The 22355-nt window shown below is 39.2% G+C and carries 18 protein-coding genes; 7 read left to right on the forward strand and 11 right to left on the reverse strand.

Features of this window, described 5'->3' with window-relative positions; translation table 11 throughout:
• Positions 1 to 127: 127 nt before the first annotated feature.
• The 4 genes from ACM26V_RS13565 (at position 128) to ACM26V_RS13580 (ending at position 5371) form a co-directional block, all read left to right on the forward strand.
• Positions 128 to 2677 carry a hypothetical protein gene (locus ACM26V_RS13565; protein WP_416147247.1) on the forward strand — a complete coding sequence of 850 codons (2550 nt, stop codon included), beginning with the start codon at positions 128 to 130 and terminating at the stop codon, positions 2675 to 2677.
• Between the two features lie 96 nt (positions 2678 to 2773).
• Positions 2774 to 3469, forward strand: a complete 696-nt coding sequence (locus ACM26V_RS13570; RefSeq protein WP_416147248.1) for a DUF1961 family protein — start codon at positions 2774 to 2776, stop codon at positions 3467 to 3469.
• Positions 3470 to 3553: 84 nt separating this feature from the next.
• Positions 3554 to 4717: an iron-containing alcohol dehydrogenase gene (locus ACM26V_RS13575; protein WP_416147249.1), complete on the forward strand. Its 1164-nt coding sequence runs from the start codon at positions 3554 to 3556 to the stop codon at positions 4715 to 4717.
• A 225-nt stretch (positions 4718 to 4942) separates the two neighbouring features.
• Positions 4943 to 5371, forward strand: a complete 429-nt coding sequence (locus ACM26V_RS13580; RefSeq protein ID WP_416147250.1) for a DUF1360 domain-containing protein — start codon at positions 4943 to 4945, stop codon at positions 5369 to 5371.
• A gap of 4 nt (positions 5372 to 5375) precedes the next feature.
• Here the strand turns inward: ACM26V_RS13580 and ACM26V_RS13585 are convergent, their stop codons facing one another.
• Positions 5376 to 5864 carry a YusW family protein gene (locus ACM26V_RS13585; RefSeq protein WP_416147251.1) on the reverse strand — a complete coding sequence of 163 codons (489 nt, stop codon included), beginning with the start codon at positions 5862 to 5864 and terminating at the stop codon, positions 5376 to 5378.
• Between the two features lie 216 nt (positions 5865 to 6080).
• Here ACM26V_RS13585 and ACM26V_RS13590 point away from each other — a divergent pair, with 216 nt between their 5' ends.
• Positions 6081 to 6572, forward strand: a complete 492-nt coding sequence (locus ACM26V_RS13590) for a YajQ family cyclic di-GMP-binding protein (protein ID WP_416147252.1) — start codon at positions 6081 to 6083, stop codon at positions 6570 to 6572.
• A gap of 64 nt (positions 6573 to 6636) precedes the next feature.
• Here the strand turns inward: ACM26V_RS13590 and ACM26V_RS13595 are convergent, their stop codons facing one another.
• On the reverse strand, positions 6637 to 6837 hold the full coding sequence (locus tag ACM26V_RS13595) for a YjfB family protein (protein WP_416147253.1): 201 nt from the start codon (positions 6835 to 6837) through the stop codon (positions 6637 to 6639).
• Positions 6838 to 7015: 178 nt separating this feature from the next.
• On the reverse strand, positions 7016 to 7825 hold the full coding sequence (locus tag ACM26V_RS13600) for an RDD family protein (protein WP_416147254.1): 810 nt from the start codon (positions 7823 to 7825) through the stop codon (positions 7016 to 7018).
• A 191-nt stretch (positions 7826 to 8016) separates the two neighbouring features.
• Between ACM26V_RS13600 and ACM26V_RS13605 the strand changes: the two genes are divergently transcribed.
• Positions 8017 to 8988: a stage II sporulation protein M gene (locus tag ACM26V_RS13605; RefSeq protein ID WP_416147255.1), complete on the forward strand. Its 972-nt coding sequence runs from the start codon at positions 8017 to 8019 to the stop codon at positions 8986 to 8988.
• Here ACM26V_RS13605 and ACM26V_RS13610 read toward each other — a convergent pair.
• The 5 genes from ACM26V_RS13610 to ACM26V_RS13630 all read right to left on the reverse strand — a co-directional run bounded on the left by ACM26V_RS13610 (position 8985) and on the right by ACM26V_RS13630 (position 13999).
• A complete protein-coding gene (locus tag ACM26V_RS13610; protein WP_416147256.1) occupies positions 8985 to 10343 on the reverse strand; it encodes a DUF58 domain-containing protein in 1359 nt (452 codons plus the stop codon). The genes ACM26V_RS13605 and ACM26V_RS13610 overlap by 4 nt on opposite strands.
• Positions 10294 to 11223, reverse strand: a complete 930-nt coding sequence (locus ACM26V_RS13615) for an AAA family ATPase (RefSeq protein ID WP_416147257.1) — start codon at positions 11221 to 11223, stop codon at positions 10294 to 10296. Before ACM26V_RS13615 ends, ACM26V_RS13610 begins: the two co-directional genes overlap by 50 nt.
• On the reverse strand, positions 11220 to 12356 hold the full coding sequence (locus ACM26V_RS13620; RefSeq protein WP_416147258.1) for a DUF4350 domain-containing protein: 1137 nt from the start codon (positions 12354 to 12356) through the stop codon (positions 11220 to 11222). The genes ACM26V_RS13615 and ACM26V_RS13620 overlap by 4 nt, the downstream gene beginning before the upstream one ends.
• Before the next feature lie 7 nt (positions 12357 to 12363).
• Complete coding sequence (locus ACM26V_RS13625) at positions 12364 to 13002, reverse strand: DUF4129 domain-containing protein (RefSeq protein ID WP_416147259.1); 639 nt, start codon at positions 13000 to 13002, stop codon at positions 12364 to 12366.
• An 85-nt stretch (positions 13003 to 13087) separates the two neighbouring features.
• Complete coding sequence (locus ACM26V_RS13630) at positions 13088 to 13999, reverse strand: hypothetical protein (protein WP_416147260.1); 912 nt, start codon at positions 13997 to 13999, stop codon at positions 13088 to 13090.
• Positions 14000 to 14382: 383 nt separating this feature from the next.
• On the opposite strand from ACM26V_RS13630, the gene ACM26V_RS13635 reads away from it, so the two are divergent.
• Positions 14383 to 15468 (forward strand): polysaccharide deacetylase family protein, encoded by a 1086-nt coding sequence (locus ACM26V_RS13635; protein WP_416147261.1) that lies wholly within the window; start codon positions 14383 to 14385, stop codon positions 15466 to 15468.
• 94 nt (positions 15469 to 15562) lie between these two features.
• On the opposite strand, the gene ACM26V_RS13640 is transcribed toward ACM26V_RS13635, so the two are convergent.
• From ACM26V_RS13640 to ACM26V_RS13650, 3 genes are all read right to left on the reverse strand, one after another.
• Complete coding sequence (locus tag ACM26V_RS13640) at positions 15563 to 17245, reverse strand: ABC1 kinase family protein (protein ID WP_416147262.1); 1683 nt, start codon at positions 17243 to 17245, stop codon at positions 15563 to 15565.
• Between the two features lie 304 nt (positions 17246 to 17549).
• Positions 17550 to 19250, reverse strand: coding sequence for a methyl-accepting chemotaxis protein (locus ACM26V_RS13645; RefSeq protein ID WP_416147263.1), 1701 nt, complete (start codon positions 19248 to 19250; stop codon positions 17550 to 17552).
• Between the two features lie 601 nt (positions 19251 to 19851).
• Positions 19852 to 21531, reverse strand: a complete 1680-nt coding sequence (locus ACM26V_RS13650; RefSeq protein WP_416147264.1) for a methyl-accepting chemotaxis protein — start codon at positions 21529 to 21531, stop codon at positions 19852 to 19854.
• Positions 21532 to 22355: the final 824 nt, after the last annotated feature.

The following is a 22355-nucleotide window of genomic DNA, read 5'->3' on the forward strand; positions in this document are numbered from 1 at the left end:
ACTTAATCTAAGATAGTTATTGAGAGCGCTTTAAATATTGTGAGTTATGCAAAATTCCCTTATGTATCAGATTTAAATCAATCGTGAAACTTCAACATGAAATACAGACGAATAGAGGAGGAATAGGATGTTATTACATTGGTTAGATCAAAAGCCGGCACAACCCAGTGGTGTTGCATGGGGGGTGCCTTGGGAAAAAGGATCATTAACGCGTGAGGACGGACTTGTGTTGCAAACAGAGTCTGGTGCTGAGAAGCAGGTGCAATCGTGGCCAACGGCTTTTTGGCCTGATGGCAGCATCAAGTGGACAGGACATGCCGCTTTGTTAGATAGGGATGCTGAAGAGACATATCGCTTAAATATCGCTGATTATAAGCTGGATGATGAGAAAATGAGCGTCACTGAAACGAGTGATACGCTTGAAGTGGATACTGGAAGTTTGCGGTGTGTGATTTTTAAAAAGGGCGATACGCTTTTTAAACTACTTGCTGCAAATGGGAAGGCAATAGGAACGGATGGCAAGTTAGTTGCGGTGACAGAGACTCGTTCTCATTCGGAGGATGGCAATCAAACGAGTGTATTCACAGATCGGCATGAAGGAGTTATTGATCATGTTGAGGTGGAACAAGTTGGTTCTGTGCGAACGGTAGTAAAAATTGAAGGTGTGCACATTACGTCTGATCTGATGTCGGCGAAATTGCCTTTCATCGTCCGATTGTATTTTTACAAGAAAACAGATACGGTACGAATCGTTCATACGTTTATCTATGACGGTGATGGTGAAAGTCATTTCATCAAGGGATTGGGAATTTCTCTGAAAACACCGGTTACTGGCGAGGCTTGGAATCGCCACGTTCGTTTTGCTGGGGATACGGGTGTTTATTCTGAACCTAGTCAATTGTTGTATACTCGGAAATTTAGAGAGGCAAATGGATTGTATGAACAGCAAATTGCTGGTGAAATGCTACCTTCGGAAAAGTTAGATGAAACATTGAAATCGAATGTGGTTGACAATGCGGTTTGGAATGATTTTAAACTTGTGCAAGACTCTGCATCACACTATAAAATTAGTAAACGCACGGAAAAAGGCTGTTCGTGGGTGGATTCTCTCCATGGGATGAGGTCACAAGGGGTTGTTTATACTGGCGGAGAAAACGGTGGGATTGCAGCTGGAATCAAAGATTTTTGGCAAAAGCATCCTACGGCATTGGAAGTAGAGCAATTATCGGCAGATCAGTCGACAATGATGCTTTGGTTCTGGTCTCCGGATCATGATGCGATGGATTTCCGTCATTATAGTAATAATACGCACGTAACGAGTGCATATGAGGGCTTTGACGTCCTGCGTGCTTCTCCTGAAGGAGTTGCCAATACAAGCGAAGCATATGTTAAATATTTTGCGGAATCACCGTCTCATGGGGAGATCGAGCATTTAATGAAAGATTGGCAAGCTCCTCCTTTGCTTGTGTGTGAACCAGAGCAATTTTATCAAAGTGAAGCGGCTGGGATTTGGAGTTTGCCAGATATGAAAGATCCTCGTAAGGCTAATTTAGAAAAACAGCTTTCGGCTGCTTTTACGTTTTATAAACAAGAAATTGAGCAACGCAACTGGTATGGCTATTGGGACTATGGCGATGTGATGCATACATATGATCCTGTTCGTCATCAATGGTGTTATGACTTAGGTGGGTATGCTTGGCAAAATACCGAACTCGTTCCCAATCTTTGGTTATGGTACTCGTTTTTCCGAACGGGTGATAAGGATGTCTTTAGGATGGCGGAAGCGATGACACGACACACTAGTGAAGTCGATCAATACCACCTTGGTGAGTATGCTGGATTAGGTTCACGGCACAATGTTAGTCATTGGGGCTGTGGGTGTAAGGAAGCGCGAATTAGCATGGCTGGTCTTCATAAATATTATTATTTCTTAACGACTGATGAACGAACTCGGGATTTATTGACTGGTGTTCGCGACGCTGAGCAAGCAACATTGTCATTGGATCCGATGAGAGAGTTTTATGAGAAAGACGAATTTCCTACGCATTCGAGGGTCGGTCCTGATTGGTCAGCCTTTTGTTCTAATTGGTTTTCGGAATGGGAACGAACGGAGAATCGAGAATACCGCGACAAGTTAGTGACTGGGATGAATGATTTGAAGAAGTTACCTCATCGGCTTTTGTCTGGGCCGACGTTTGGCTTTGATCCCGCTACTTCTCATCTTCATCACTTAGGCGATGGCAATCCTGGTGGGTATCATATGGTGATTGCGTTTGGTGCGCCGCAAGTGTGGATGGAAATGGACCGTGTCATGCAGGATAAAGATTGGTCAAATATGCTTGCGGAGTTTGGTGCTTTCTATTTGTTATCTGACGCTGAAAAAAGAAAGCGAAGCGATGGGATTCTTCACGATAATTTATTTCATTGGCCGATGTTTGCGGCAGGAATGTCTGCCTATGCTGCGGCAAAAAATAACGATCGGGAATTGGCTCGAAAAACGTGGGAGCTTCTATTAAATAAGGAATATAGCCATACGCCATTACCGATTAAGTCTCAAGAAATAAAGAGTTGGACTAAACTTCAAGAGATTCCGTGGGTTACGACTAATACAGTTTCACAGTGGTGCTTGAATACGATGACGGCGTTGGAGTTTATTGGTAATGATTTGCCTGAGTAAGACTAGAAATTGTCGCTCTAAGTTGCAATCGACCTTGCTACTGGATGGCGTTATCCAGGGGAACGGACCGGATTTATTATGGGAGGATGGGATACAATGAACAATCATACGTTTGAAGCGGTCGAGTGTATTTATGAAAATAACTTGTCGACTGTCGAACATATTAATGATTGGAAGCTTGAAGGTCAAGCACGGATGACAGTTGATGACAAACGTCTTGTTTTAGAGAGTGAATTAGACCCAGCAATTCATGGCGATGACTCGCATTGGGTTTTGTGGTGTCCGATTGACTTTCCCGATCGAATCATGATTGAGTGGGATTTCTATCCTATTGAAGAACCTGGACTTTGCATGATTTTCTTCGCTGCACAAGGAAAAGGTGGACAAGATCTATTTGACTCATCATTACCGAAACGAACGGGGAGGTATCCACAATATCATTCTGGTGCAATCAACGCGTTGCATTTGTCTTACTTCAGACATAAACATGCCGAGGAACGTGCCTTTCGAACGTGTAATTTGCGAAAGAGTTATGGCTTTCATCTCGTTTCTCATGGTGCTGACCCTCTTCCTCCTGTGTCAGATGCGATGCCTCCTTATTCGATGAAAGTTGTTAAATACGATAAAATTGTTCAATTATCTATTAATGATTTGCCTGTTTTAGAATGGGAAGATGACGGGGAATCGTATGGCCCTGTTTTTGAAGGTGGCAAGATAGGCTTCAGGCAAATGTCTCCGATGAAAGCAGCCTATGCAAATTTGAGAATACTTCGTGTCAAAAAAATAAAATAGAAACTGTTAGGTGGCTACGCTTTATCTATTAGAGGCTTTCGTTTAATATGGGTAATGAGAGTATCAATTCACGGAGGCGATAGAGTGGAAAATTTTATTTTTCAAAATCAAACTAAAATTATTTTTGGTAAAGATGAAGAGCATAGAGTAGGTAAAGAGGCGTCTTTATACGGTAAGAAACTTCTGCTGCATTATGGTGGAGGAAGTATTAAAAAGAGCGGGCTCTATGATAACGTTATCAAATCGTTAAAAGAGCAAAATATAGAAATTATCGAGCTTGGTGGCGTTCAGCCAAATCCTAGAGTGAGTCTTGTTCGAGAAGGTGTCAAGCTATGTAAGCAACATAACATTGACTCGATTCTAGCTGTTGGTGGCGGAAGTGTGATTGATTCTGCAAAAGCAATTGCAATAGGAGCTCATTATGACGGAGATGTATGGGATTTCTTTGAGGGCAAAACTCAAGTAACTGATTGTTTACCTCTTGGTGTTGTGTTAACGATTCCTGCTGCAGGTAGTGAAACGAGTGGTGGCACTGTCATTACAAACGAAGAAGGATCTTATAAACGAGCTGTTGGACACGGTAATATGAGACCTGCGTTTGCGATTTTAAATCCTGTGCTAAGCTATACACTGCCCTCCTATCAAACGGCCTGTGGAGTGACAGATATGATGTCTCATATCTTGGAGCGGTATTTTACGAATGATAAAAATGTTGAACTAACTGATCGATTATGTGAGGCGACACTAAAAACAATTATTAATAATGCGCACACAGTCATCAATGAGCCTACGGACTATGCAGCAAGATCAGAGATCATGTGGGCAGGAACAATTGCGCATAATGATTCTTTGAATACAGGCAGAACCGGCGATTGGGCAAGTCATGATATTGAACATGAAGTAAGTGGAATTTATGATATTGCTCATGGTGCAGGCCTTGCAATTATCTTCCCTGCATGGATGAAATATGTGTATAAGCATGATATTAATCGTTTTGTTCAATATGCAAATCGCGTCTGGGATGTAGAAATTGACTTAAATGATTTGGAAAAAACAGCGTTAGCGGGCATTAAAAAAACAGAGGAATTTTTCCATTCTATCGGTATGCCAATTACGCTAAATGAAGTAGATATTGATGTTGAATATTTTGCAGAAATGGCGGAAAAAGCGACTGAAAGAGGACCTCTTGGTAACTTTGTTAAGTTAAAGAAAGATGATGTATTAGCAATTTACCATCTGGCTAAATAAATCATTAGAGAGACTGTCCCAAAAATGAACTTTTGGTGACAGTCTTTTTTTGTGTATAGCCCACACACGATTTCAGCATACCTTGCTCATATTTGTGCATACCGCTCCCGCATTTCAGCATACCATCCTCACTTTTGTGCATACCGCTTCCGCAGTTTAGCATACTACTCTCACTTTTGTGCATAGCATCCGCATTTAGAATACTTTCTCGCATTTATACACATAATGATCGTACATCCTACAGATCAAATTGGAGTGATAGTCATCTTTATTTCCGATCATCCTTGGCTTATTTTTCTTATGATTGTTTTAGCTAGCTACCGTTTTACACATCTGATTGTTTTTGACAAAATAATGGAGTTTGTTCGAAATCCATTTATGAAAGAAGAAACGACTATCGATGAGGGTGGGCGTTCGAAAATGAAAAAGGTACCTGCAAATAACTTTGGCTATTTGCTTAATTGTTATTGGTGTGCAGGTATTTGGAGTTCGGTCCTTTTTGGAATAGGCTACCTTTGGTTTCCCACAATTGCTTTCCCTGCCATTTTCATTTTTGCTATCGCAGGAGCCCAGTCAATTATCGAAACATTCGTAGGAGTTGGAACAAAAGCGATTCATGCCCTCGATAAATATGGTGATAATATAGAAAAGTAATATATTACTCATCTTCAACTTCTACTTGTTTTTCTAGAAATTCAATTTCTACTTTAAGTTCTTCATAATCTTCTTCTAATTCGAATACATTGACCACTTCGGTAATGATTTCCTCGTCCGTGCTCTCATTCGTTAATTCAAGCTCTGGTAATATCTCTTCAAGCTCTGTTAAGGCTTCTTCCCCTTCATTTATTACTTGTTCATCATCACGAGTATCCTCAATCTCCGCTTCAGGTTCACCTTCATTATATTCGTACTCCACTTCATATTCCCCATCTTCATACTCAGCAGCGAGTTTAAGCGTCCCAAAGTTTAATTCCTCATACCACTCCGTATTTTCTGAGGCGTCTCCCTTATTTTCTTTAGTTTCTTCTCCACCTGTTTCACAAGCGGTAAGACTAGTTAACAAAACAATTGCCATGCCACCTATCAACGATTTTCTCATCGTCCAAATCAACCCCTTCGTAAAAAACTTTTTCGTTATTCTTCCCATTCGGTTGAGAAATAACCGCTTCTTCTGATGATGACTTTCTACAATTCTTATAATTTTTTCGATATACTTTTGTAAAAATTTTTTCAGATAAACCGTTAATTCTAGAAAACGCTAGGACATAAACGAGAAGAAATAAATTTACGTTCTAAAATATGAAAAACATTTAGGTTCTTTGTTATACTAGAATGATACTAGTATTAACTGAGGAGGTTTATCATGGCAAAAGAAAGTTCATTTGATATTGTTTCAGAAATTGATTTACCTGAAGTAACAAACGCAATTACGCTCGCAACAAAAGAAATTAAGAATCGTTATGATTTTAAAGGGAGTAAAAGTAGTGTCTCGCTTGAAAACGAAGAGATTGTGCTCGTTTCTGATGACGAGTACAAGTTGGAGCAGCTAAAAGATGTCTTATCTAACAAATTCGTTAAGCGAGGTATTCCAACAAAGAACTTCGACTATGGCAAAATCGAAGCGGCGTCCGGTGGAACGGTTCGCCAACGTGCAAAGCTCATTCAAGGTATTGAACAAAAACATGCAAAAGAGATCACAAAAATTATAAAGAATAGTGGTCTTAAAGTGAAAAGCCAAATTCAAGATGATCAAGTCCGTGTAACAGGCAAAAATCGCGACGACTTGCAAGCGATTATGGTAGCAGTCAAAGAAGCCAAATTCCCAATTGATTTTCAATTCAATAACTACAGATAAACAGGAAAAGCCCAGCACTTATAAATTAAGTGCCGGGCTTTTTTGGGACGGTTCTACTGCTTTCTTAAACCTTCACATCAACGCTTCCACCAAGATGTGGTTGCAAGGCATGTTCCGTTCTTTGAACTTCCGCTGATTCCATCAGCTTGTCTAGTGCTTGACCTTGTTGACCAGCTTGTTCCAGCGATTTTTGCATCATTGAAACAGACCCCTGTTGGTTCACACCTGCTTGACTAATCGCCACGGAAAGGGAAGGAATTTCCATCGTATCACCTCCTTCAAAATAAAATCAGAAACGACATGCTTTACAGAGTCTTATCGTTTTACGCTTAAATCAGCGATCGAACGATATATCTATTTTATCGACATAACACTAAGAACGTTTAGAGCGGAATCAGTGTTCTCGTTTTTCGGAAGCAAAAGAACCGTCCCTGCGCTTCGGTTTATAATTGGTAGTCCCATTCGTCTTTCATGTGCAGATATAGTGCTAGCAACATGTTTTCTTTATCAGTGACTGTACTTCCTTCTAGCTCGATTCCTACTTTCACAAGCAAGACAGAGGCGACTTCGCTTGTTAACGATTCGCTTTCAGCCATCGGCAATTGGGTAAATCGTTCACTGTAAGCTTTGAGTAGTTGCCATTCTTTGCTACCAAGTGCGTTTAATGACCATTCATCTAGCGAAAGATTATCCTTCGTGATGTTTCGGTTTGCTATTTCCTTTTCAAGCTTTGATAGTTTCTTACCTTTTAACCGTCCTTTTTCATGGACAACGATCGAACCCGCAGCGAGATCTCCTAGCCGTTTATGTTTAGGATAGGCAAAAATCATGATAATTCCTAATAAATGACTTGCAGGTAACGAATCTACAATCCGCAAGAAGTTACGGATAAAGCTTGAAAGAAGCGTGATACTGTGGCCATTTTCTTGAATCACGCGGATGCCTATTACTTTTTTTCCAATCGTTCTCCCGCCTGTGAAATATTCAAGAACGAAGAAATAGCCGTTGTTAATAACAAAGATTAGGACGATTGCAATCGCAATTGGCACCATTGGCGAATCAAACATCATAAAAAAAGCTTCCATTTGCTCCATACTAAAAAATATCATCACTACTATAAGGATGTTCACTACCATTAAGATCGCTTGATCAATGATAAATGCAACGGATCGACTACCTAAACCAGCTGATTCGAATTGCAACGAGACGTATTCAGGGGTTTTTACGCTGATTTTTTCGCCACTCATACTCATTTGTTCACCTCATTTATTATTGGATAATTTTTACTTAGATGGTACGATAGAATAGACGTGTTGTTGAACTTATCATAAAAGTTAGCATAAAAGTTCAGATCTAGTAATCTCAAGAGTAGATGGATGGCTTCTCAACACTTATACCATCGATTCAACTTAGAAATAAATGTATTTATGAAAAGGGTGTTCATATGAAAGTTACGCAATTTGTTAAACAGCATCGTGATGATTGGAAACAATTAGAACAATTAACGACAATGATGCATAAAAAAAAGAAAAAACTGACTGGGAATGATATTGAACTGTTTCATAAACTTTATCAAAAAACAGCGCAACACTTGTCTTACAGTCAAACTTACTTTAAAGAGGAAGAAGTTACTCCCTACTTAAATGGCCTTGTTGCGAAATCTCATAATCTTTTATATAAAGATCAACTATCTAGTATGAAACAATTTCGCTATTTTTTTACAACCGCTTTTATCGGTTTATTGGTTAATCAATGGCGGTTTGTCGCTGCTGCTATGATCCTATTTATGATTGGTGTCATCGGTAGCTTCATTTCCGTCTTTAACGACCCGCTTCACATGTATTCTATTCTACCCTCTGAAATCTCTCAAGCAGTAGACCCTGAGCAACTTGGAGAAGCCGACGGGATGATCGATGCTTCCCTCATGTCGGCAAGTATAATGACAAACAATATTCAAGTAGCGATTCTAGCTTTCGCCGGTGGGTTGACCTTCGGAATATTGACAGTTTACTTATTGGTTTACAATGGCATCATTGTCGGTGCACTTGCTGGACTATTTTGGCATTATGGAATGACCTATGAATTTTGGGCATACATTGTTCCCCATGGGATGATTGAATTAGTTGCAATTTTCATTGCCGGTGGAGCAGGCTTACTGATGGGTTATAAACTGTTTGTTCCCGGTGAATTCACGCGCATGTACCAATTAAAAACACAGGCGAAACGGTCAGTGCAGCTTTTGATCGGCACGATCCCATTATTTGTCATTGCAGCTGCTATTGAAGGGTTCATCACACCTGCTGCGATCTCGCTAGAGGCTAAGTATGCCGTCGCGATCATCACTGTTGTTGGATTGATCCTTTACGTCGCAATCGGTCACGCCTTGCTGAAAAAGAGCGAGACCACCTCAAATTAGAGCAAACCGCGGTTCATCATTTGAATATAGTGTGAGACCGCGGTACTTGCTAGTTTCTCTTCTTTCGCCTCTACCATCTGTAAGCCTTGCTTTTCCCATTTGTTTTTTTCGCGTTTTTTCGTAAGAAGCTGGTTTTGAGCCATACTTTTCACCATTGCGGATTGCGCATCCACTGGTGCATCGATCACTTTCTTTAATAACGTTTCGTCTTCGATGCCAACCATAAAAAACAAATGACGTTGCCGGAGACGTTTCAAATAAACGAGCGCGCTTTCTTCATGAAGAAAGGTGCGAACATCACTAAATAGTAAAATGAAACTTCGCTTTTTTTGCACCGTTTGTAAATAATTCAATACTTCGGCATAATTCGATTCTGATTCATCTGCCTGTAGATCGTAAACACCGTTAATAATTGTTTGCAAATGAGCCATCCCTTTAGCAGGCGGAACATAGACCTGTACATTCTTGGAAAAAGCAATCAGTGATACGTAATCCCCCTTTTGTAGAGCCGCAGCTGTAACCGTTAGCGCCGCTTCTAGACTCCGCTCCAGACGATTCCCTTGTCTAAGCTCAGCCCCCATCATTCTTCCGCAATCCACTAATATCGTCATATACTTACCGTGTTCTGGTTCATATTCGTTCGTCATAACTTCTTGTAATTTTGCCGTTTGTCGCCAGTTAATTTTCCGTGGATCATCTCCAGTGACGTAATTGCGGATTTTAGAGAATTCCCCAACCGCACTTTGTTGTTTACGAATTTGAACTCCTTCATACAGTAAATACCTTTGTGCATTTTCTAAATAATCCTTCGTTGATGTTAAATCAGGAATAACTTTCACTGTATCCTCATTGCTGATGCTTGTTTGCTTTTCCCATAAACCGAACCGTCCCGTGTAGCGGACATACAACTTCTCGATCGTATATTTCCCTCTTACCGGAGCGCGAGTGTGATAAGAAATGACCGTTTTTGAGTTTTCAGAAATGGCATTTTTCAAAGGGAACGGTCGGTCAAACGATTGTGGCAATCCATCAATTGTTCGACAGTGAACTGCGTACGGTGAATTGTTTTCAACCTCAATTTCCACTTGATACGTTAGCCCTCTTTCGAACTTCACCGGCATTGTGCGGGTGAAGCTTAACTGCTTTCTTTTAGGCAAAAACAATAAGTCTATGAAACTCAAAAGAAACATTACGCTATTCATCACAAAAATAAATGTCCAAGAAACTCCCCAAAGCGTCGTTATGAATAAAGCAATTGACAAAAGAAGCATAAAAAATAGCAATCGTTTCGTCGGAATGATTCCTCTATCGCGGAACAGTAACCGCTCCCACCAGTTCATTGATAATTTGGTCAACGGTAGCCCCCTCCAGTTCTGCATGCGGTGATAATTGGATACGATGCCTTAACGCTGGTCGAGCCACCATCTTGATATCATCTGGTGTCACATAATTCCGTTCGGCCAAATACGCCCATGCTTTCGCCGCTTTTCCGATTGAGATCGCAGCTCTCGTGCTTGCGCCAAAACGAATCGCATCGCTTTCTCTCGTTTTTCGAACAATTTGCATCGTATAGTTTAGTATATCCTCACTAACGGTAACTGCTTCGATCTCTTTTTGAATCGATAAAAATGATGCCATATCGAGAACAGAATCAGCTTCACCTACCGAAAACGTATTTTCGAGCATTTCCTTTAAAATATGTTGTTCTTCTTCGAACGACGGGAATTCAATATAAAGCTTGAACAGAAATCGATCTTGTTGCGCTTCTGGTAATGGATACGTCCCTTCAAACTCGATCGAATTTTGTGTCGCTACAACAAAGAAAACGTCCTCTAATGGGAACGTACTTCCTTGGATCGTCACTTGCTTTTCTTCCATCGCTTCTAATAAGGCCGCTTGCGTTTTAGCAGGAGTTCGGTTAATTTCATCTGCCAACAAAATATTTGTAAAAATAGGGCCTTTCACTGTCTGAAACGTATTTTCTTTCATATTAAAAATTGCGCTTCCGGTAATATCACTAGGAAGTAAGTCTGGTGTAAACTGAATCCGTTGGAATGTGCCACCCAATAGGTTGGCTAACGTTCTTACCATTTGTGTTTTTCCCGTTCCAGGCACCCCCTCTAACAATACATGCCCTCCTGACAACACAGCAGCTAGCAGTAATCTAAGGTTTGTATTTTGACCAAGTATCCGTTGTTCATATTTTTCTAGTAATCTCGTTAATTCCGAATTCATCTCTCTTCCACCTCTTTCCGCAGTCGGTCTATCCTTTTTGACCAATCTACATACTCTTTTTTAGTAATTATTTTTTGATGCAACACGTTGGTCAATCCTGTTGAAAAAGCGTCAATGTCTGTTTTCGACATCGTTGATTTTTTTTCAATTTGCTCAGCAATCTCATGCCAATTTTTATCGTAAGGAATACGCCATTGCTCTTGCATGAGCAACTTAACATAGTCGATTTGGATCTCTAGTGATTCGTGAAATCGGCTGTGCTTTGCTCTTAAATACCAAGCTGCCAATGCCTTGATCCCTTCATCACTGAACCGAACTGATTCCTCACGCGGGACGACAATCGGACCAAACCGTTTGCCTTTGAACCAAAGCCAAACGAGGGTCAGCAGTCCCCCTTGTAATATAATGATTAAAAACCATTGTGGGTAAAGTGTTGCAACCGTTGGTGGTTCTCCGCCATGGATATAATTATCAAACAGAATTTCTTGACCTTGCCAACCTTCGTCTATCAGCGATAAGACAAGCGCTGCATGATCGTTGTCTAAAATGACACCGTTCGTAAGCCATTGTGGCGAATTGGCTATGATAATTTCGCCTTCTCCCAAAGACCGTTTCACTGCTTTAGCTCCTAGATCGTCCGAAAGTAAAACATCTTCTTCGTTTTCAGGCTGGAATCGAATCGCAGACGAGATCATTCCCGTATATTCTTCGCCAACTTCCGATTGAATAGTCCCTTCTTCGTTTTCAAAAAAGAATTGTTCTTCCCTCGTGACTCCGAACATCTCCACCGAACTTTCGCTAAATAATAGAATCGTATTTCCTGCCTCAACAAATTCTCGATATTCCACCATTTCTCGTTCTGGAGGAACATATTGCGGTTCAACCATAATTAATAGTTGTTGTTCATCATTTTTTGCTAAAAATGACGGTTCATGTGTCCATTCGCTAACCGAGGCATATTCATCAGCGAGATATGTATAGATCGCCTTGACACCAGTTGGCGATGGTGATTCAGATAGATAAGGTGGGTATTCTTGCGGTTGTTGCGAGACATTTACATAGCTAATGCCGATAAATATCAACAACACTAGGACCCAAAGCCACGTCCGTTTTTTAAAAAATTGTGTTGCCAAGACGATCTCACCCCTTCCCTGATGTGTCTTTATCCTGATCTCGCGAAGCTAGCCATTTCATTGTTTCACTTCGGTAATCTGTAAATTCTGCTTTCGTTACAATTCGTTTGCCGTATGTGATTTGATCAAAGAAAAGCACAAAGTGATAAAAGAAATCAGCCGCTTTTGCATTGACACCACGTAACTCTTCATAGTACTCCCAATTCGTTTTCCAAACCTTTGCTTCTAACCAGCGAAGATCATGAAAATAAAGAAGCAAAGCTAGGAACATATGCCGTGTAGCTATCGTGTATTCGCCTGCGTTTTCTTGTTCATCTGCGGCTTTTAAATGATCATGATATGACCAATCTATTTCTAGCATCTGATCAAGTGGTTTCGTGGTACGGTTCATCTTTTTACGAGTCACCACTCGTCCGACTTTGATAAGGATAAACCCCAGTAGAATAACGATCAGGAGTACGACAATCACCGAGACAATTCCAGTAAACCCTTCTGAACCACCGAAAGAAAATGATAATCTGTCGGCAAGCCATGTAAGCACATCGTTTATGATCGACTGGAGAAACCCTTCTGAATCGTCTTGATAAACTTGATATTCTTGCTCGCTAATAATTTCTTCTAACTTCTTTTTTGCATCATCGGCCATCGTTTTATCACCTACTTTCGCAACTTCGTTTAGTTCATTTAGCCGTAACTCTTGTTGAAGTTACTCCCTTTCTTGCTAGACTTTCTTATCGGTTATCTTCATTATAATCAGCTAGTAAATCTTTCACATCGTCTCCATGATTTCTTGTTTTCAGGTCAAAGAACATCACAGCATAACCGACTGATAAAATAATCGATGTAAATAGCCAAACGAAATTATTAATTAATAGCATCAAGACACTATTTCCTAAAAATATGCCGAAAGTTGCTTCTGAGGCAACATTGATTAAACCGATGATTAAATAAAGAACAACGTACAAACCAAATAAAACCCATGTGCGACTTCGTGATAACTTCCAGCTTTTTATAAATCCTGGTGTAACTTTATCAATAACAACAGAGCCAAAATAAAAACTAATTCGTGTGAAGAACAAACTGAAACCGAGCGCGTAAGCTAATCCTGCTAATAAGCCTATGATTATTACAGCAATAAAGCCATCAACAACAAACGCCCCGACAATAATCATCATGACTGGAACAAAAATCAACCCCATAATAATCAGAAATAATAAAATGTTACTCCCTAGAATTGCCCAGAAACGAGAGAATGCTTGTTTTATTACGGAACCTACCGTGTATTCTTCTCCTTTTCTCAGATGATTCACAACAATTAGGACAGCAGCCATAGCTATCGGAAATAAAAGCATGTTTATGAAAGCTAAGAAAAGAATCATTAAATCAGCCGCCAAATTGGTCGAAAACTCCGCTTCATTTCCCTCAAAACTAGATACAATTTGTTCAAACCAATTTGAGCCTGGACCTGTTTCTCTAAAGAAACTCATCCCGTAAGCAAACTGAACGAGCGCCTCAAGAAGAATAATTGGTCCCATGATAATTAAGAAGATTTTAGCAAAATCTTTGAATCTACTTTTACTTAATTGAAACGTTAAATCGAGAATTTCACCAAATCCTTTAGGTCCACTAAACAATTTTTTCACACACACCAGCCTCCAATATACATAATGTACTCATATTAACATTAATTAGGAGTTAAATCGAGGAAGCAAGGACGGAAGAGCGAAAGGAAGCGCAGGGACGGTTCTCCTGCTTCCTAATTCAGAGCTTCATTGTCAGAAATAGAAATTCAAAATTCAATTTTTGCATAGCAGTGCGGTAGCTTTTTTTCAAAGTTTATCAAGATTCTTGCCATCTATTATAATAATTTATTCACCTGTGTCCCCTCATCTCTCGAGGTACCAATTTACTCAGTATCATTTACTTAGAATAAAACTGTTTTCCCTACAGTAATTATAAAGGTGAAATTCAATGAATCTCATAAAATAGGAATACGAGTCTGCGATAAAGTCTATGGAGGGGTACTATGGAGAAATATCGCTTTTTGTCACTTTGCACGATATTACTTATCAGTTTCGTTTTACCGTTAAGTGTCCAGGCAGAAGATGCAGATTATAATCACCCGAACGTCGTCTATTTAACGTTTGATGACGGGCCTGGTGATCACACAACAGATATTCTCTCAATCTTGGAAAACTATAATGAACAAGCTACTTTCTTTGTTCTCGAGCCGTATGTCCGTAATCATCCTAAAATCGCTCAGCAAATCATTGATCAAGGTCATACGTTAGGCTCACATGGCGTTACCCATTCGAGAGAGAAATTCTATGCATCATCAGATAACGCAGTTTCCGAAATGATAGCCGCACAAAAAGCGATTCAAGAAATAACTGGATTTTATTCTGAATTTATTCGTGTGCCATATGGAACTGTCCCCCATTTAACGCCTTCTACAAAAAAAGCTCTAACAAATAAAGGACTTAAAATTTGGGATTGGAACGTAGACAGTAGAGATTGGTTACATAAAAGTAGCCCTGAACAAATTGTTGAGAATGTGATGAATGGTTTGGTGGAAAACGAGAGAAACAATATAGCATCTGTCGTTTTATTTCACGATGTTTTGCCTCAAGCAGTTGATGCTCTTCCAGAAATTCTTGATTATTTGCAAGAAAAAAATTACGAGTTACGTGTGATAGACAATGATACACCTGCTCACAATTTTCACAATCAATGGTCATTTTATGGAAGTTCTCAAACTCAAACGTCTACGTCACAAAGAAACCTCGTAGAAAAAGAAAACAGTTTACCAGATGAGATATTGACCGTTGGATCGACTGGAACTGCTGTTGAACAAGTTCAGTCTGCATTAAATCTAGTTGGTTTCAGCTTAACGGTTGATGGGATTTATGGACCAAAAATGCAAGAGGCTGTACAAAGCTTTCAATCTGAATACTCACTATCAGAGGATGATGGTATCTATGGCACGCAAACGAAAGAGATACTTGAGCAAGAAAAACAAGGTGAGAGTAGCGATAACTCTAGCGGAGAATCTATTTATGCAACGCCACTACAACAAGCTGTCTGGGATTTCCGTGAGTATACAGCATATTAACGAACGATCTAGTTTATTAATCGAGCACTAGATTGAGACTCACTTCCATTACAACAAAAAAGGAAGCGCAAGAACCGTCCCTGCGCTTCCTTTTTTATTTTTTTCTAGTTCGTAGGATTGAGATTGTTAGCCAGGCGAAGAGGAAGAAAAAGACGAGAAATCCAACTTCTAAGACTGGCAACCTAAACCACCCTGCGGCGTTGTCGAGATCGCCTAATGTGATACCTAGAATGAGTGATCCTAGAACGAGACTGACTGCGAGTAGTAAGATGCTGAGTGTCAGCTGATTTCCAATTCGTGCAAATCGCGAGCTCATCAAATCTATATCAGGCATACGCATGTCGTGGCGAAGCCGTCCACGTTCAATCAGTGTCATTGATTTTTTAATTGTGTCAGGCATTTCTCTGAAAATATCAAAGTATTCGATCGCCTGTCCTTTAATGCGCCGCTTAATTTGACTCATACTGATGAATTCGTGCATCAATTCATCGCCAAGAGGTTCAACTACTTCAATAATACTAAGTTCTGGATCAAGGTCACTGACAACAGATTCGATCGTAACAAGTGCTTTCGCAACGAGAGTGACATCGTGCGGAACTTCAATATCATAGCTACCGATCAAACCAAGTAAATCATTTACAACCTCTCCGAATTGTATCTCTTGAAGTGGTACGCTAAGGTACAAGTCTTGAAACTCATCGACATCTTTTTTTAAATCTTGCACTTCCAAATCAATCGGGACTTTCCCGATTTTCCCGACTGCCTTGACAATATCATCAGTGTTTTGCCGCAATATCCCAATCACAAAAGAAGCAAGGTTCTCACGCAGTTCAGGAGAAAGACGCCCTACCATTCCAAAGTCGAGTAGCCCAATGACATCATCATCCATTACATAGACATTTCCCGGGTGTGGATCCGCATGGTAGAATCCATCAATGAAGATTTGTCGACAAATCGTATGAGCAATTGTTTCTGATATGTACTGACGTCGTTTTTTGCTCATCGAAGTGGTATCGATCTGATTGACATTTTTTCCATCAATCAGTTCCATTGTCATGACCTTACGACTCGTGCAGCTCCAATCTACTTCGGGAATATAAATAGATGGATTATCGGCGGTTTGCTTCCTAACACGATCAGCGTTTCGACCTTCGATTGTGTAATCGAGCTCGCGACGGACTAGTTTAGAAAATTCTTTAACGATTTTCGGCAACCGATAACGGGCAACACCATCAATATGACGATCGGCCAGACCAGCAATCTCATGCAGAATGTCAAGGTCTGCTTCGATCTTTTGATGGATACCAGGACGTTGCACTTTCACTGCGACGTCACGTCCATCTTTTGTTTTTGCTTTATGTACTTGTCCGATCGAGGCAGCAGCAAGTGGGGTTTCGTCGAATTCTGCGAAATACGTCGAAATTGTTTCACCCATCTCTGTTTCAAAAACATTTTCAACTTCTTCATACGAAAAAGGAGTCACGTGATCTTGCAATTTCTCTAATTCATCGATAAGCAACTGTGGAAACACATCGTTACGGGTACTTGCGATCTGTCCGAGTTTGACGAACGTCGGACCAAGTTCTTCAAGTAAAATACGAATTCGTTCCTCCGTCGACTTTATCCGTTCCTTATCTCTCACCCACCACTTACGTAGACCAGGCACTTCATTCATCAGCCCTATTTTTTGCACGAAAAAACCGAAGCCATTTCGAATCAATGCGTTGATAATTTGCCGGAAGCGGTTGGCGTGCCTAAGCCTCGTGCGCTTTATCATTCGGCAACACTCCATTCAATATTCTTTCTATATTATATCATATGCATTGCCGAGATTTGGAAAGTGGGGGTTATGAAAATTCCATTACTAAACCGAGGAGTTGTCAACGATCTATCACAAGACTCCATAAATACGATAAGGGCCATATACTATAAAGTGCAGTATCCCTTCTTTGTTGACCTATACTCCTGAACAACACTTGATACTACAAAACGACCTGAACGTGAGCGATAGCTCATATTCAGGTCATTTTAATTCGGTGGAAATTTTGATTGAATCCTTTGAAAAAACGGCTATAAATTTTCTATATTTTGAATTTCCCTACTGATTTTTGCAGATCTTCTGCCATCTGACTCAGCGTTTCTGATGCAGATGATATTTCTTCCATTGATGCATTTTGCTCTTCCGTAGAAGCGGCGACGGTTTGTGTATTACTTGCAGCACTTTCTGCTATTTTTTCAGATTCTTTAACAGAGGTTAACATTGATTCTGTACTTGAAGTGATTTCCTCAACAGCCGCTGCCACTTCTTGCACTTGTGTTGTCACGCCAGTAACAGATTGTGATATATCTTCAAATGTTTTTCCCGCATTGTCAACAAAGATTATACCTTCTTTTACTGACTTACTACCTTCACCCATTAAGGAAACAGAGTCTTTAATACTTTTTTGAACATCCTCTAAAAGTGAACCAATTTGACTTGCCGACTGACTAGATTGTTCAGCTAATTTCCTTACTTCATCCGCTACAACCGCAAATCCTTTACCATATTCACCTGCTCTAGCTGCTTCAATTGCAGCATTTAAAGCTAAGAGATTCGTTTGTTCTGCAACATCTGTAATTAGGCCAATAATTTTACCAATCTCATTTGATTTTTCACCTAGCTGTTCCACACTTATCGCGGTTGAATTTGTCTTATCGTTTATCAGTTGCATTTGATTCGCAACTTGATTAATGACAAGTGAACCTTCGGAAGATTTTTCACTTGTCGTAACAGCAGACCTGTTTACCTGCTCCATATTACCTGCAATTTGTTCCATTCCACTAGAAATGTCATTTACCGTATTAGTCGCTTGATTTATACTGTCAACTTGTTTGTCCGATCCAGAAGCCACTTCTTGAATAGCCGACGCTATGCTTTCTGTCGCTTTACTCGTTTCCTCTGCACTTGCGGATAACTGTTCAGAAGATGCCGCAACATGCTCCGACGTTTCTGCTACTTTTTGAATTAACGATCCGAGGTTATCTTTCATGTCATTATAACTATTAGATAATTGGCCAATTTCATCTTTAGAAGCATCACTTAATGTGGATGTAAAATCCCCTTTACCTGCAAGTGCCAGTGCATTTGTAACAGAATTTAGCCTTTTTTTCACACTATTCGTGAAAACCATAACAATACCAATAGAAATGACAAGTACTACGACAAGTACAATGAGAAAACTTTGCATCGTCTGACTAATCGTAGAATCAATAAACTCTTGTGAAGCCCCCACATACCACATACCTATAACTTCTCCATTATCGTCATAAATCGGTTGATACGCCGTTTGATACATAGATCCTGCTACATCTGCTTCACCCAAAAATACTTCTTCGTTTTCTAGCACCTTTTGAACGACTTCATCTGATACTTGTGTTCCAATTGCTCTTTCCCCATCAATGAGAACATTTGTCGTAACACGTGTATCATCTAAAAAGATTGTGACTGTTCCGCCAGTCATGTCTCCAATGTCATCAACAATCTCATAATTCTCATTTATTTGAATATCACCTTTAAACAAAGAGCCGTTTTGAACATTCCAAGATCCAGGATAGCGTTCATCAACGTATTGGTAACCTAATAAAAGGTCTGATTGTGCCTTATCGACTGCCGTTTCCTTTATTCCAGACGTAATTTCATTATGTACTACAAATCCTATAATTATCGAAAAACCAAGTATGATTCCAATGACTAATAAGTTTACTTTTGTTCCAAACTTCCAACGATTAATATAATTTTTCATGTAGTTCTCCTCATTTCACTTATAGGATTGAGGAATTTATCTTTTATGTAATATTAAAATGATTTTATGTGCGACTAGTGAAACATCAAAATACACTATCATTCAATTATGTATAAAAAAGAAATATCAATTAATTATGGACAAAAGTCGGCTGTATAAATAGTTTAAAAATTACAAATTTTCAAAAATTAAATTCCACGTAATCACCAAACTATAGTCCTTTCTAATTAGGTAATTAATATCATATTAAACAATGTTCACAAAAAATTCAATATTGTAATATAAATTTAGGCAATCAGATACAAAAGTCACGTTAGTCTACAGATAACTCTACTATTACCTGTATATTTATAAAAACCACTATATATCTAATTTAACAAGGGAAGATTCCGTATATATCTACCAGTCTGGGTATATATAGCAAACACAGATAAATAATAAGATTGAAAATCATCTTTACACTTCAACATCCATATCCATTCTTTAAAAACCAAATAAAGCTACCGCAAAACGATGCGATAACTTTTTTATGATACTTCTATTTCTGATAATTCCGCCCTGAATTAGGAAGCAGGAGAACCGTCCCTCAGCTTCCTACTTTCTATAATTTAAATTTTTTGACTGATTCTTGTAGATCTTCTGCCATTTGACTTAGCGTTGTTGCTGATGCTGATATTTCTTCCATTGAGGCATTTTGTTCTTCAGCTGAAGCGGCAACTGTTTGTGTATTGCTTGCTGCACTTTCAGCTAGTTTACCAGACTCCTCCACGGAATGTAGCATCGACTCTGTACTTGAAGTAATTTGCTCCACTGCCGCTGAAACTTCTTGTACTTGCGTTGTTACTTCGTAAATAGCTTTGGAAATATCTGCGAATGTTTCTCCAGCATTATCTCCATATGAAAGTCCTTCTTCAACCGACTTTCTCCCATCATCCATAGAAGCAACAGATTCCTTTACTCCCGTTTGAATATCTGCAACGAGTGTACCAATTTTCCCAGCGGATTGACTAGATTGTTCCGCTAGTTTACGAACTTCATCGGCTACAACCGCAAATCCCTTGCCGTGTTCTCCGGCTCTTGCAGCTTCAATTGCTGCGTTTAATGCAAGGAGATTTGTTTGCTCTGCAACATCTGTAATAAGTGAAATAATATTACCAATCTCGTTTGACTTATCTCCTAGCTTTTCCATACTTTTCGAAGTCGAAGCTGTCTTCTGATTTATTTGCTGCATTTGAGTAATCAGTTGATTTATCACGTTTGAACCTTCTTCTGACTTACCGCTTGTCGTAACAGCAGAATTATTTACCTGTTCCATACTATTAGCAATTTCAGTCATTCCAGTCGAAATTTCATTGACTGTATTTGTTGCGTATTTTGAACTTTCCACTTGTTGTTCAGAACCCGAGGCAACTTCTTGCACAGACATGGAAATACTTTCTGTTGCTTTACTTGTTTCCTCTGCACTTGCTGTTAGCTGTTCAGCAGATGCCGCAACTTGCTCTGACGTATCCGATATTTTATATAAGAGCTCTCGTAAACTCTCTAACATATCATTCATATAGCCACTTAATTTACCTACTTCATCCGTAGAGTCAGCTTTTAATTTATCAACTTTTAAATTCCCATTACTAATATTTTCAGCCATGCCCATCACACGATTTAAAGCACGAGTGAGGTAGTTACTGAATAAAACAAATAAAGCTGAACCTATAACTAGAGCAACAACTAAAGAAATCACAAAAATATAGCTTGTTGTAACTACAGCTCCTTTTGCTTGATCCCCAGCAAAATACATGTCGTCAAGTACTAATTCAGATAATTCAAGTGACGCTGCAGTTGATTCATCCCTAATCGTATTTAATTCATTCATAAGAATCTCATTTGTTGTAGATGTAGATAATATTTCGTCTTTAATTTCATCCACTCTGTCATTATTAGTTACGATTTGAGTATAGAGTGCTTGCTGTTGTTCCGAGTTCATCCTATTTTCCAAGTTATTTAACGTTTCTACCATTCTTCCCTCTTGTTCAGAAAATAGTTCTTCATCAAATTGACCTGTTCGAGCATATTCACTTATTGGAATGAATTTCCCGCGAAACAAAGCTGCAATATTAGTCACATCAGCAGCACGTTCCCCTCGCCTTTCCAAAGTGTTCACTTCTTCTTCAACTGTTTGTAATTGGTTATAACTTATTGCGAATCCTACTATAAATAGAACTAAAACAATTCCGAAAGTTGACAATAATTTTATTCGAATGCTTCCATTTTTCCATAGCTTCATACGACAAACTCTCCTTTTTAGTAGTTCTTCAGATGCCTTTAAAAAATTTAATGTCAGATTAATTATCACTGTCATAACATATCATCATTTGCTAATTAGGTATTTAATAGTCTTTACACTTTTTGTAATCAGTTATTTATTTTATACTAGCACAAATTAATTAATAAGACCCATTTTTAGTGATTTATTCAGAACTATTGCCTTTATTATGTAAATTAGAACTTTAAAATTAGAACTATAGTCATAGTATATACCGAAACGAAATTATAAATCAACACTTTCCATTATAAATGAGTCTTTTTTAGTGCGAATGAAGGTAAAATATAATATCGTTAGAATCTATAACGAAATATCTGTTACTTCGATCGACTCGTTTAATGCTACTTTGTCTTCTATATAAATTGTAAAAAAAGTCACCGCCTCTTGTATAAAAAGACGATGACCTTTTAATATAAACACTCTATTTAACTAAATTAAGAGACTTGTTTCACTAGATCTAACACGGTCAATTATTGATCGCTACAATTGTTGTAATCTGTTTTGTTTTCTTCTAATGATTAAAACAAATGCCGCAAATACAGTCATCAATAAACCTACCAAAAGCCAAGTCATTATATTTGTTGCTGTCTCTGGCAATTTATCAGATCCATCTCCTGTTCCTCCGTCTTCAGATCCATCTCCTGTTCCTCCGTCTCCAGACCCATCTCCTGTTCCTCCGTCTCCAGACCCATCTCCTGTTCCTCCGTCTCCAGACCCATCTCCTGTTCCTCCGTCTCCTGATCCGTTTCCTGTTCCTCCGTCTCCAGACCCATCTCCTGTTCCTT

The sequence above is a fragment of the Salipaludibacillus sp. HK11 genome (assembly GCF_047795645.1).
GTDB lineage: Bacteria > Bacillota > Bacilli > Bacillales > Salisediminibacteriaceae > Salipaludibacillus.